Consider the following 12,568-nt stretch of genomic DNA (forward strand, 5'->3'; position numbering starts at 1 on the left):
TTCAGCGTGCCAGCAGGGCAGCCTCGAACGCAGCGAGGGGGAACCGGTCACCCAGGTTCTCCCGCTCGATATAGCGCACCATGTGCTGCACATTGCGACGAATCATGCGTGCCGACAACGGCGGGCGCAGGAAACGCATGTCGGCCACGTCGATCAGGCCCAGGCGCTGGTCGGGGGTAACCACCACGTTGCCCAGGTGCAGCGAGCGGAAGTACACGCCGCTGTGGTGCAGCTGGCGAACCAGCTGAATCAGCTGCGGCAGGTAGGTATCCCAGCTGAACCCTTCATCGCGCGACATTTGCAGCAGGGTACGCCCGGGCAGCGGGCGATACAGCACGGCGGTACGGCCTGGCAGGTCGAGCTTGTGCTGGCTGATCACCTCGAGCGTAGGGATGCCCAGTTGTGCCAGGCGCGCAGCGTTATCGACGAAGCGCTGCGAGTAGGGGCGCAGCAGTGCAGATGAAATCAGCCGCTTCCTACGAAAAACCTTGAGGAAATTTCCATCCTTGAGCAGGTAGACTTTGGCGCCATGGCTGTCTGCCTCAAGCACCTGTGCGCCTTGTGTCAGCTGATCGAAGTCGACCTGGGTGAGCCGGGAGCATTGCATGAATAGAGCCTTGTCGTCTGGCGAGCAAAATGACCGGCAATAATGCCGAAAATAATGCTGTTGCACCATGGATGGTGTCTTTGATTCATCGGGGGAAAGGATGTTGTATCAAAAAAACTGGGCACGGGCCTGGTTAGGTTTGGGTCTGGTCTGGTTCCTGGCAGCAATTGCCCTGGCACCGAGCAACAAGGTTTACCAGCAGGGGCTGGTGTTGTTTTTGTGGCTGCCAACGCTGGTACTGGCGTGGTCTGCCCGTGAAGTGCTGGTGCAAGCCTGGAGGCGCCAGCCGGCGCTGTGGGTGAGTGTGCTGCTGTTGTTGGCGTGGTGCGGGCTGAGCCTGGCCTGGTCGCCCGCAGAAGACCCAGGGCGCGAGATCAAGCGGCTTGTCTACATTCTGGTATTCCTGCTGGCATTCCCGCTGCTGGCGCAGCAAGGCAGGGCCCGCATTCGTCAGCTGTTGCTGCTTGGCAGCGGCCTGTTGGCCCTCGCCGCGCTGGTCTCGATCATCAATTTCTACGGTTTGCAGGGCAAATCGTTGCTAGCCCGTCTGGCAGGCATTGGCGAGATCTCGCACCCGATTCTGGGGGCTTATGTCATCGGCTCGGCGGTGCTCTTCTTGCTGTACGAGCCGCCGCGCCAGCGTGGCATGCAGCTGTTATGGCTGGCGGCGCTGGTCTGTCTGGGCGCGTTTGCCATGCTCAGCCAGAGCCGCGGGGCGGTTCTGGCCCTGGTGATCACCGTGGTGATCGCGCCGCTGTGGTTCCGCGATCGCCACAGCCAGGTGTTTTCCATCCTTGCGCTGGTTGCCACCGGCCTGGCGTTCTTCGTCGTATACGACCTGATCGCCAAGCGCGGTTCGTCCTATCGGCCGGAAATCTTCAATGCCGTCATCGATATGATTGCCGCACACCCCTGGACCGGCCTGGGGCTGGGGGCTGCCTACGACGTAAGTGCCGTGGGTAAACACTTTGACCACACCCACAACATGTTCACCCATGTTGCCGTGGAAATGGGGATCCCTGGCATGTTGCTCTGGGTCATCGTGTGGTTGTTCACCCTGGGCGAAATCATCCGTGCGCGCGGCACACTGTTTGGCAAGATCCTTCTGGGGTTCTGGGTGTACTCGACCCTGGCCATGCAGTTCGATGCCGCCAGCCTCACCGGGACGCCGCGTGCCGAGTGGTTCATCAGCTGGCTGCCTGTCGGCCTTGCCATGATGCTGCCATGGGGGCGTGCCGAAAATGGCGCCTGTGGTAAAATTTCGGGTTCAACCTGAACAGCGAGCTCGATAATGGCCGAAACACCGCGACCGGCGGAGCAAACCTCCAGCCTGAAGATCTACTTCCGGCTGCTGAGCTATGTGAAACCCTATGTCGGCATTTTCCTGCTGAGCATTGTCGGTTTCGTGATCTTTGCCTCAACCCAGCCAATGCTGGCGGGCATCCTCAAATACTTCGTCGATGGGCTGAGCAACCCCGAAGCGGTGTTGTTCCCCAACGTGCCCTACCTGCGCGACCTACAATTGTTGCAGGCAGTGCCGCTGCTGATCATCCTGATCGCCGCGTGGCAGGGCCTGGGTTCGTTCCTCGGCAACTACTTCTTGGCCAAGGTGTCCCTGTGCCTGGTGCATGACCTGCGGGTGGAGTTGTTCAACAAGCTGCTGGTGTTGCCCAACCGCTATTTCGACAACCATAACTCCGGGCACCTGATTTCGCGCATCACCTTCAACGTGACCATGGTCACCGGCGCGGCGACCGACGCCATCAAGGTGGTGATCCGCGAAGGCCTGACCGTGGTGTTCCTGTTCGCCTACCTGTTGTGGATGAACTGGCACCTGACCTTGGTGATGGTCGCCATCCTGCCGGTAATTGCGGTAATGGTCAGCGTTGCCAGCAAGAAATTCCGCAAACAGAGCAAGAAGATCCAGGTGGCCATGGGTGATGTCACCCACGTTGCCTCGGAAACCATCCAGGGCTACCGCGTGGTGCGCAGTTTCGGTGGCGAAGCCTATGAGGAACAGCGCTTCGCCAAGGCCAGCCAGAGCAATACCGACAAGCAATTGCGCATGACCAAGACCGGCTCGCTCTACACACCGATGCTGCAGCTGGTGATCTACAGCGCCATGGCCGCGCTCATGTTCCTGGTGCTGTTCCTGCGCGGTGACTCCACGGCTGGCGACCTGGTTGCCTATATCACCGCCGCCGGCCTGCTGCCCAAACCGATCCGCCAGCTTTCGGAAGTCAGCTCGACCATCCAGAAGGGCCTGGCCGGTGCAGAAAGCATCTTCGAGCAACTGGACGAAGAACCTGAGCTGGACACCGGTACTGTCGAGAAGGAGCGCGTGGAAGGGCGCCTGGAAGTGCGCAACCTGAGCTTCACCTACCCGGGTACCGAGCGCGAAGTGCTAAGCGACATCAGCTTTGTCGCCGAGCCAGGGCAAATGATCGCCCTGGTGGGCCGCTCCGGCAGCGGCAAGTCGACTTTGGCCGCGCTGATCCCGCGCTTCTATCACCACGACCAAGGGCAGATTCTGCTCGATGGCGTGGAAATCGAGAACTATCGCCTGCGTAACCTGCGCCGCCATGTTTCGCAGGTGACTCAGCACGTCACCTTGTTCAACGACACCGTGGCCAATAACATCGCCTACGGCGACCTGGCTGGCGCCCCGCGCGCAGATATCGAAGCTGCTGCGGCCGACGCCTACGCCAAGGAGTTCGTCGACCGGTTGCCCAAGGGCTTCGATACCGAAGTGGGTGAGAACGGTGTGCTGCTTTCCGGCGGCCAACGCCAGCGCCTGGCGATTGCCCGCGCGCTGCTGAAAAACGCACCGCTGCTGATTCTCGACGAGGCCACCTCGGCGCTGGATACCGAGTCCGAGCGGCACATCCAGGCTGCCCTGGACCATGTGATGCAAGGTCGCACCACGCTGGTGATCGCCCACCGCCTGTCGACCATCGAGAAGGCCGATCAGATCCTGGTCATGGATCAGGGCCGCCTGGTGGAGCGCGGCACCCATACCGAGCTGCTTGCGGCTAATGGCCATTATGCCCGCCTGCACGCCATGGGGCTGGATGAGCCGGCCAAGGCTGATATCACCTGAACCCTCCTTGATCGGGGCCATCATGGCCCCGATTGTCACGGGAATTTTCCGGGGACGATCTGGCCATAAAGCCGTTGACTACCCTGTGCTAATATCCTGCCCCTGTTCATTATTTCCATATGGGTTGCCCATGAAGTTGTCCATGCCGCGTTTCGATCAAGCCCCGGTACTGGTGGTCGGCGATGTCATGCTCGACCGCTACTGGCATGGCGGTACTTCGCGTATCTCGCCTGAGGCGCCAGTTCCGGTGGTCAAGGTCGATCAGATCGAAGATCGCCCAGGCGGTGCGGCCAACGTTGCCTTGAACATCGCTGCGCTGGGCGCGCCGGCTTCGCTGATCGGCGTCACCGGCCAGGATGAAGCTGCCGATAGTCTGGCCAACAGCCTGCAGGCTGCCGGTGTGCGTTCGGTGTTCCAGCGCATCGCGCACCAGCCGACCATCGTCAAGCTGCGGGTCATGAGCCGTCACCAGCAATTGCTGCGTATCGATTTCGAAGAGCCGTTCGCCACCGACCCGCTGTCGCTGGGCGCGGAAGTCGAAAGCTTGCTCGAAGGCGTCAAGGTGCTGGTCCTTTCCGACTACGGCAAGGGCGCACTGAAAAACCACCAGAGCCTTATCCAGGCGGCGCGAGCCAAGGGTATTCCGGTGCTGGCCGACCCCAAGGGCAAGGATTTTTCCATCTACCGCGGTGCCAGCCTGATCACCCCGAACCTCAGCGAGTTCGAGACCATCGTTGGCCGTTGTGCCGATGAGGCCGAGCTGGTTGCCAAAGGCGTGCAACTGCTGCAGGACCTGGACCTGGGGGCCTTGTTGGTCACCCGTGGTGAGCACGGCATGACCCTGCTGCGCACGGGGCAGCCAGCGCTGCACCTCCCGGCGCGGGCGCGCGAAGTGTTCGATGTGACCGGTGCCGGTGATACTGTCATCTCCACCCTTGCGGCGGCTATTGCGGCTGGCGAGGACCTGCCCCACGCGGTGGCGCTGGCCAACCTGGCGGCAGGCATCGTGGTTGGCAAGCTGGGTACGGCTGCGATCAGCGCCCCCGAACTGCGCCGGGCCATCCAGCGCGAAGAAGGCTCCGAGCGCGGTGTGCTGGGCCTTGAGCAGCTGCTGCTGGCCATCGATGATGCGCGGGCGCACAAAGAGAAAATCGTCTTCACCAACGGCTGCTTCGACATCCTGCATGCTGGGCATGTTACCTACCTGGAACAGGCGCGGGCCCAGGGCGATCGACTGATTGTTGCGGTCAACGACGACGCCTCGGTCAGCCGTTTAAAGGGGCCGGGTCGACCGATCAACAGCGTAGACCGGCGCATGGCGGTACTGGCCGGGCTGGGGGCGGTGGACTGGGTGATCAGTTTCCCAGAAGGCACGCCGGAAAACCTGCTGAGCCAGGTCAAGCCGGATGTGCTGGTCAAGGGTGGCGACTATGGCATCGACCAGGTGGTGGGCGCCGATATCGTCAAGGCCTATGGCGGTACCGTGAAGGTGCTGGGGCTGGTCGAGAACAGCTCGACCACGGCGATTGTCGAGAAGATTCGCAAGAACTGATATAGCTGGGGCTGCAAAGCAGCCCCAGGCTTTCACTTGTGAAGTGAGGTACGCGCCCGCTCCAGCAGCGCCCGCGCTTTGTCACCAAACCGCTGCAAGTGCGATGCCCGCAACGGCTTGGGCTCCACCAGCCCCTGTTGCTTCACCCAGTCCTTCCAGCGCACTCGCTCGTCCTTCACCACCCAGCCTTCCTGCCGGGCAAAACTCTCTGCCAGGTACAGCCCACGCGTACTCGCCGGCACCAGCTCATCCTTCTTCAGCGTATACAGCTCCGCCAGCGGTTGGCCGTCCTTCAACGGCATCAGGTACAGGTCTGGCCGTTTGCGGTTGAGTCGCGCCACCAGCTGGCCGCTCTCCAGTCGCTCATCGACGTGGAACAGGCTCAGTTTCTTGGCTTCACGAGGCACCTGCAGGCGCATGTCGTATATCAGTTGCAGCGAGGCGGTGGGCAAGTGCACATAGGCCCGTGGCCGCTCCAGCAGCATCAGGTTGCCGCAGTGCACGGGGCGGGCGGCGCCGGACTGCGGGGTCAGCAGGAAGTGCGGTGTTTCGCGATAGTGCAGGGCGGCGGCGTACGGTACGGGCAGCCAGGTATCGTTGAAGCGCCCGCCCAGCCAGCCTTCCGGGGTTTCCAGCAGGCATTCCTCAGCCACTTCCTGCACTGCCGTGTGCAACGGCAGGTTCAGCTCCTGTGCCGGTACATAGCCAGAAATCAGTTTCAGCACCACATCGCCCCGGTCTTGGCGGCGCTGGCGCACCAGCACCCAGTAATCGCGGTTTTGCCAATGCAGGGTGAGGCGCACCGATACGCCCAGGTTGGCCAGTTCGGCCACGAAGTGCTGCGTGTCGGGTAGCTGGATGGCCTTGCGCCGCTGCTGGGTCTGGGCAAAGTTGAGCGGCATGCCGATACTTTGATAAATCAGCCCTTCGGGCGTGGCCTCGACATGCAGCGGCAGTGTCTTGAAGTTGCTCGGGTTCTTGCGGATCAGCGTTCGCGCCACGAGGCTCCTCCTTGCGTCGGGTCAGTCGCCAGGCCCTTGGGCCTGGGGAAACTCAATGCTGGCCCAGGATACGGGCAACGGTGGCCACATTGTGGGCCAGGTGCAGCGGGTTGATGGTGCCGACGATAGCACTGCTGACGCCCGGGTGGGCGAACAGCAGTTCGAAGCTGGCCTGCACCGGGTCAACGCCAGGGGCCAGGCAGACATGTCCACTGGCCAGGGCCTTCTTTATCAGGATGGCCTTGCCGTGCTCGGCAGCGTAGTCCAGTACCGGGCGTTCTGCCTGCTCGTTGAGGTTGTAGGTGACCATGGCGCAGTCGCCCTGTTCCAGTGCTTTCAGGCCGCCGGCCACGGTCTTGCCAGACAGGCCGAAGCCGAGGATCTTGCCCTCCTGCTTAAGTTCCGCCAGGGTCTGGTAGACCTCCTGCTGTTCGAGGATCGCCAGGTCGTTGCCGTCGGAATGCACCAGTACCAGTTCGATGCGGTCGGTTTCCAGGCGGCGCAGGCTGCGCTCCACTGAGCAGCGGGTGTGGGCGGCGCTGAAGTCGAAGTGCGACTGGCCGTTGTCGAATTCTTCACCGACCTTGCTCACGATCACCCACTCATCGCGTTGGCCGCGCAGCAGGGGGCCCAGGCGTTCTTCGCTGCGGCCATACGCCGGGGCGGTGTCGATCAGGTTGATGCCCAGCTCGCGGGCCTGGGCCAGCAGCAGGCGGGCTTCGTCATCGCCGGGGATGGTGAAGCCGGCGGGGTACTTCACGCCTTGGTCGCGGCCCAGCTTGACCGTGCCCAGGCCCAGCGGTGAAACCTTGAAACCGGTGCTGCCCAGCGGGCGGTGGAAGTCGTGCAGGGTTGGCAGGGTCATGGCAGCAGTTGCTCCCAGGCCGGCACACCCAGCGGTGGGCGTGGCAGGCCGGCCAGGTCGGCTTGTGCCTGCGGGCGGATACCGTCGCGCTCCAGGTGGCTGATGACCCGGTCGCTGAAGTCCGGCGCCAGGGCCAGCTTGGTCGGCCAGCCCACCAACAGGCGTTGCTGGTCGGCGAGGAAGGCGTTGTCCGGGCGCACCAGGCCGGACTGCGCAGGTTCGGCGCGGTCGACGCGCAAGGTGGCCCAACGGACCTGGCTTTGGTCCATCCATGGCAACAGGTTGGCTATTTCCTTCTGCGCCGCCGCAATCTGTGCCGCCGGCTCACGTGCCACGCCATCGGCTTCGGCCAGATCCCCGCCCAGGTACCAGACCCATTGGCCATCAGCAGCCGGGTGAGTCGTCACTGTTACCCGTGGCTTGGGGCCGCCGCCCAGGCAGTGTGCATACAGCGGCTTGAGGTTAGGGCCCTTGGCCATGACCATGTGCAGCGGGCGAATTTGCATCGCAGGCAGCTTCAGGCCCAAGGCATGCAGCAGGTCCTCGGTGCCGGCACCGGCGCTGAGCACGATACGCTGGGCACGGATGTCGCGGCCATCGACGCGCAGGCCGACCAGTTCGTCGCTTTCGCGCAGCGGCTCGATGCGTTCCCCGGCCAGCAGGCTGTCGCCCGCCAGGTCGGCCAGGTTGGCCAGCAGGCTTGGTACGTCGATGACCAGTTCGGCCAGGCGATAGACCTTGCCCTTGAAAGCGCGGTCTTGCAGGGCGGGCGGCAGTTGCTCGCCTTTTACCTGGTCGACCCGGCCGCGCACGGCCTTGCTCGCGAAGAAGCTGGTGAGGTTGCCGGCCAGGGTGCCTGGCGACCACAGGTAGTGGGCCTCGGACAGCAGGCGGGTGTTGCTCAGGTTCAGCTCGCCGCTACCGCTCAAGGCTTCGCGCCAGCGGCGCGGCATGTCGGCGATGGCTTCCGAAGCACCGGTGAGGGCACCTTGCAGGGCGTACTTGGTACCGCCGTGAATGATGCCTTGAGACTTGATGGTCTGCTCGCCGCCAAGGCTGGCGCGTTCCACCAGCACTGTCGAATACCCCAGGCGGCGCAGGCGGGCATTGAGCCAGAGGCCTGCGACCCCGGCGCCGACGATCAGTACGTCAGTGGAAATGGCAGATGGCATGGCGGTACCTCGAAGACTGGGACAGCTGACAAGTATACAGGCAGCTTCAGTGCCCGGCAGTCTTGGAAAACAGCTGAATCACCACCACCCCACCCACGATCATCGCCATGCCCAGCATCGCCGGTATATCCAGCTTCTGCCCGTAGATCACCAGCGCCGCCACACTGATCAGCACGATCCCCAGCCCGGACCAGATGGCATAGGCAATGCCCACCGGAATGCTGCGCACTACCAGGGTCAGCATCCAGAACGCGATGCCATAGCCAACCACCATCAGCAGCAACGGCAATGGCGTGCTCAGGCCCTTCACTGCTTTCATCGAAGCGGTGGCAATGACTTCGGCGCAGATGGCGATGGCGAGGTAGGTGTAGGCATTCATGGCAGGATCCTCCGGTAACTGGTCGGGCATTCTAGACGCTACCTGGATGGGGTAAAGTCATTGCCTATCAGTAGGGGAGATAGGTTGATGGCTGAGCAATGGAACCTTGAGCAACTGCGCACCTTCCTGCGCGTCGCTGAACTGCGCTCGTTTTCTGCCGTGGCCCGTGAGCAGCGCAAGGCGCAGTCGGCCATCAGCAGCGCGATTGCCCTGCTTGAAACCGACCTGGGGGTCACCCTGTTCGAGCGCAGCAGTGGCCGGCAGCCGAAGCTGACCGAAAACGGCAGTGCATTGCTGGAAGATGCCCGCGAACTGTTGCGCCAGTGCGAGCGCCTGGATGGCCGCGCCCTTGCGTTGATGCGCGGGCAGGAGGCTTTGTTGCGGGTGGCGCAGGACGAAGCCATGCCTTATCAGCCGGTGATCGACAGCCTCGACGAACTGGCCAGCCGCTATCCATTTCTAGAAGTGCAATTGGCCAGTGGTGCGCAAGGTGATGTGGCGCGCAAGCTGGTGGAGCGCCGCGCCGACCTGGGCCTGTTCTTCCACCACGAAAGCATGCCGGCATCACTGGAGCGGCGCGCCCTGGGCAGTGTGGAGATGGTCACGGTGTGCGCTGTCGGCCATCCGCTTGCAGGTGAGGGCCGGGTCACCCGCCAGCAACTGGCCCGCCACCGGCAACTCCTCATCACGCCACAGCAAAGCGGTTACCCCGGCGGCGAGGCAGTCAGCCCGCAGGTGTGGCGTGCCGACAGCTTCTACGCCATGGCCGAACTGCTGATGCGCGGCCTGGGCTGGGCCTGGTTGCCGCGGCATGTGGTGCAGTACCCGACTTACCAGGCGCACATGGTCGAACTGGACAGCGAGTGGCGCCCGCCGGCACTCGTGGCAGAACTGGCCTGGCGCCGTGATGAGCCGCTGGGGCCTGCGGCGCAGTGGCTGGCCGAGCGCTTTGCAGTGCACTTGCGTGCGATCGGGTAAACTCCGCCGCCATGAACAGAACACTCTATACCTTGCTGTTTCACCTGGGCCTGCCGTTGGTTGCGCTGCGCCTGTACCTGCGCGCACGCAAGGCGTCGGCCTATGGCCAACGCATCGGCGAGCGCTTTGCCTTCAAGCTGCCGGCCATGCGCCAGGGTGGCATTTGGGTGCACGCAGTGTCGGTGGGCGAAAGCATCGCAGCAGCGCCGATGGTGCGTGCCTTGCTCAAGGCCTACCCGGGCCTGCCGATCACGCTTACCTGCATGACGCCGACCGGTTCCGAGCGCATTCGCGCCATGTTCGCAGACGAACCACGCGTGCAGCATTGCTACCTGCCCTACGACCTGCCCTGGGCGGCCGGGCGCTTTCTCGACCATGTGCAGCCGAAGCTGGGCATCATCATGGAAACCGAGCTGTGGCCCAATCACATTCACCAGTGCGCCAAACGCGGCATCCCGGTGGCGCTGGCCAATGCGCGGTTGTCCGAGCGCTCGGCCCGTGGCTATGGGCGCTTTGCCAAGCTGACACGGCCAATGCTGGCGGAGATGAGCCTGATTGCGGTGCAGACCGAAACCGAGGCCCAGCGCTTCCGTGATTTGGGCGCGCGCCCTGAGTGCGTGCAGGTCACCGGTTCGATCAAGTTCGACCTGAAGATTGATGAGCAACTGCTCCCGCGTGCCAAGGCACTGCGCGCGCAATGGGGGGCTGAGCAGCGCCCGGTGTGGATTGCGGCCAGTACTCATGAAGGCGAGGATGCGCTGATTTTGCAGGCGCACCGGCAGTTGCTACAGGTGCATGGTGATGCGTTGCTGATCCTGGTGCCGCGCCATCCCGAGCGATTCAATGCGGTACATGTGCTGTGCAGCGAGCAATTCGCTACCGTGCGGCGCTCTGCTGGCACGCCCGTCGATGCGCAAACCCAGGTATTGCTTGGCGATACGATGGGTGAGTTGTTGTTCCTGTATGCGCTGGCCGACATTGCCTTTGTCGGTGGTAGCCTGGTGGCGACGGGTGGGCACAACCCGCTGGAGCCGGCAGCATTGGCGTTGCCGGTGCTGATGGGGCCGCATGTGTTCAACTTCCTTGAAATCAGCGCGATGCTGCGTGAGGCGGGGGCGTTGCAGCAGGTGGACGATGCCGAGGGGCTGGCCGGGGCAGTGCGGCGGCTGGTCGAGTTGCCGCAGGATGCACAGCGCATGGGCGAGGCGGGCAGGGCGGTGATGCGGGCCAATCAGGGGGCATTGCAGCGGTTGCTTGATGGGCTGGGCGCGCTCCTCCACTGATTTTTGTGTGGCCTTCTTCGCGGGTAAACCCGCGAAGAATCCAGCATCTATATCAAGGCCTGCGCTCAAAGTTCTTGGCAGCCGCCGCAGCCAAGTCCGGCGGCAGGAAGTCCTTGTCCGGGTTGTAGTCCGGCTTCAGGTAGCGCTTGAGGTCCTGCAGGTCTTGCGGGCTGAGGGTGCCGGCCGCCTGCTTCAGGCTCAGGTTGTCGAGGATGTAGTCATAGCGGCTGTTGTTGTAATCCCGCACCGAGGTGTACAGCTGGCGCTGGGCATCGAGCACGTCGACGATGTTGCGGGTACCCACCTGGTAACCGATTTCAGTGGCTTCCAGCGCGCTCTGGTTGGAGATAATCGACTGCTTGCGCGCCTGCACCTGTTCCACGTCGGTGTTCACCGCGCGGTGCAGGTTGCGGGTGTTTTCCACCACCTGGCGGCGTAGGCTTTCGCGCTGCTGCTCGCTCTGGCTCAGGCGCTGGTAGGCCTCGCGTACTTGCGAGCTGGTCAGGCCACCGCTGTAGATCGGGATGTTCAGCTGCAGGCCGATGCTGGTTTGCTCGACGTCACCGCTATAGCGTGAAACAGGGGCCGGTGCAGGGTTGGTGAAGCCGAAGCTGTCGTTGTCGCCTTTCTGGTATTTGGCCACCGCATCGAGCGTCGGTGCATGGCCTGCCTTGCGCTGACGCAGCGTTTCCTCAGCGGCGGAAACCGCATAGTTGGTAGCCAGCAGGTTGAGGTTCTGGCGCCCGGCGGTTTCGACCCAGGCTTTGGCGTCGTTCGGGGTTGGCACCTGTACCGGCAGGGTATGCACTACGCCCTGGATCGAGGTGTATTCGCGGTTGGTCAGGGTGACCAGCGCTTCGAATGCATCCTGCACCTGGCGCTCGGCGATGATACGGTTGGCCCGGGCGGTGTCGTAACTGGCCTGGGACTGCAGCACGTCGGTCTTGTCCGAAAGGCCCACATCGAAACGTTCGTTGGACTGGTCGAGCTGGCGCTTGAAGGCAGCTTCTTCGGCTTTGGTAGCGGCCAGGTTGTCCTGAGCGCGCAGCACGGCGAAGTAGCTCTGCGCGGATTGCAGGATCAGGTTCTGTTCAGTGGCCGACAGCTCCAGTGCCGCCTGTTCGTTGACCGCTTCGGCAGCCTGCAGCTGGAACCAGCGGTCCGCGCGGAAGATCGGCTGCGCCAGGGTGGCGCTCCAGGTATTGCCGCTGCGGTTGGTGGTGGCAGAGGGCTCGTCCAGCTTGGTGCGGGTGTTCATCATCTCGGCGCCAGCCGACAGGTTGGGCAGCAACCCGGCGCGGGCCTGTGGCACCACTTCGCGGCGGGCGCCGTAATCGGCGCGGGCGGCGGCCAGGTCGGCGTTGTTGTCCACCGCTTCCTGGTAGACGCTGACCAGGTCGGTCTTCACTGTCGGGGGCACGTCCGCTGCCCAGACCACTCCGTTGGACGCACAAGACACGGCTATCGCCAGTGAGAGTTTGCGCAGCATAGAGGCAATCCTTGTACGAAATTTAATTACTGAACTGTTGAGTATCGGATGACGGGCCAGTGTAGTGCCATGCGCCCCCGGCAACAATCGCCTGGTGTGCCTTTCATCAAGTGCGCATTTACCCGCTTGGCTTTGCCGACCA

The 12,568-nt window shown here is 63.2% G+C and carries 11 protein-coding genes; 5 read left to right on the forward strand and 6 right to left on the reverse strand.

The features are described from left to right. Position 1 precedes the first annotated feature (1 nt). A complete protein-coding gene (locus tag PM2_RS12180) occupies positions 2 to 607 on the reverse strand; it encodes a serine/threonine-protein kinase (protein ID WP_016712356.1) in 606 nt (201 codons plus the stop codon). 100 nt (positions 608 to 707) lie between these two features. Here PM2_RS12180 and PM2_RS12185 point away from each other — a divergent pair, with 100 nt between their 5' ends. From PM2_RS12185 to hldE, 3 genes are all read left to right on the forward strand, one after another. Continuing rightward, the gene (locus PM2_RS12185; RefSeq protein WP_016712355.1) at positions 708 to 1,883 is read left to right on the forward strand and encodes an O-antigen ligase family protein; all 1,176 of its coding nucleotides are present in this window, start codon (positions 708 to 710) and stop codon (positions 1,881 to 1,883) included. A gap of 15 nt (positions 1,884 to 1,898) precedes the next feature. After that, positions 1,899 to 3,707: a lipid A export permease/ATP-binding protein MsbA gene (msbA, locus tag PM2_RS12190; protein WP_028698481.1), complete on the forward strand. Its 1,809-nt coding sequence runs from the start codon at positions 1,899 to 1,901 to the stop codon at positions 3,705 to 3,707. A gap of 130 nt (positions 3,708 to 3,837) precedes the next feature. Further along, the gene (gene hldE, locus PM2_RS12195) at positions 3,838 to 5,259 is read left to right on the forward strand and encodes a bifunctional D-glycero-beta-D-manno-heptose-7-phosphate kinase/D-glycero-beta-D-manno-heptose 1-phosphate adenylyltransferase HldE (protein ID WP_016712353.1); all 1,422 of its coding nucleotides are present in this window, start codon (positions 3,838 to 3,840) and stop codon (positions 5,257 to 5,259) included. Positions 5,260 to 5,291: 32 nt separating this feature from the next. Here the strand turns inward: hldE and PM2_RS12200 are convergent, their stop codons facing one another. The 4 genes from PM2_RS12200 to PM2_RS12215 are packed head-to-tail and all read right to left on the reverse strand — an operon-like array spanning position 5,292 to position 8,676. Beyond that, positions 5,292 to 6,260 carry a hypothetical protein gene (locus PM2_RS12200; protein ID WP_016712352.1) on the reverse strand — a complete coding sequence of 323 codons (969 nt, stop codon included), beginning with the start codon at positions 6,258 to 6,260 and terminating at the stop codon, positions 5,292 to 5,294. A 52-nt stretch (positions 6,261 to 6,312) separates the two neighbouring features. Beyond that, the gene (locus tag PM2_RS12205; RefSeq protein ID WP_016712351.1) at positions 6,313 to 7,125 is read right to left on the reverse strand and encodes an aldo/keto reductase; all 813 of its coding nucleotides are present in this window, start codon (positions 7,123 to 7,125) and stop codon (positions 6,313 to 6,315) included. Beyond that, positions 7,122 to 8,297 carry an NAD(P)/FAD-dependent oxidoreductase gene (locus tag PM2_RS12210; protein ID WP_028698482.1) on the reverse strand — a complete coding sequence of 392 codons (1,176 nt, stop codon included), beginning with the start codon at positions 8,295 to 8,297 and terminating at the stop codon, positions 7,122 to 7,124. The genes PM2_RS12205 and PM2_RS12210 overlap by 4 nt, the downstream gene beginning before the upstream one ends. A gap of 46 nt (positions 8,298 to 8,343) precedes the next feature. Then, a complete protein-coding gene (locus PM2_RS12215; RefSeq protein ID WP_003249458.1) occupies positions 8,344 to 8,676 on the reverse strand; it encodes a DMT family transporter in 333 nt (110 codons plus the stop codon). Positions 8,677 to 8,763: 87 nt separating this feature from the next. Between PM2_RS12215 and PM2_RS12220 the strand changes: the two genes are divergently transcribed. After that, positions 8,764 to 9,654: a LysR family transcriptional regulator gene (locus PM2_RS12220; protein ID WP_016712349.1), complete on the forward strand. Its 891-nt coding sequence runs from the start codon at positions 8,764 to 8,766 to the stop codon at positions 9,652 to 9,654. Between the two features lie 11 nt (positions 9,655 to 9,665). After that, positions 9,666 to 10,937: a lipid IV(A) 3-deoxy-D-manno-octulosonic acid transferase gene (waaA, locus tag PM2_RS12225; RefSeq protein ID WP_016712348.1), complete on the forward strand. Its 1,272-nt coding sequence runs from the start codon at positions 9,666 to 9,668 to the stop codon at positions 10,935 to 10,937. A 52-nt stretch (positions 10,938 to 10,989) separates the two neighbouring features. On the opposite strand, the gene PM2_RS12230 is transcribed toward waaA, so the two are convergent. After that, on the reverse strand, positions 10,990 to 12,426 hold the full coding sequence (locus tag PM2_RS12230) for a TolC family outer membrane protein (protein ID WP_016712347.1): 1,437 nt from the start codon (positions 12,424 to 12,426) through the stop codon (positions 10,990 to 10,992). Positions 12,427 to 12,568 lie beyond the last annotated feature (142 nt).

Origin of the sequence: Pseudomonas monteilii NBRC 103158 = DSM 14164, from assembly GCF_000730605.1 — a bacterium.
Classification (GTDB): Bacteria; Pseudomonadota; Gammaproteobacteria; order Pseudomonadales; family Pseudomonadaceae; genus Aquipseudomonas; species Aquipseudomonas monteilii.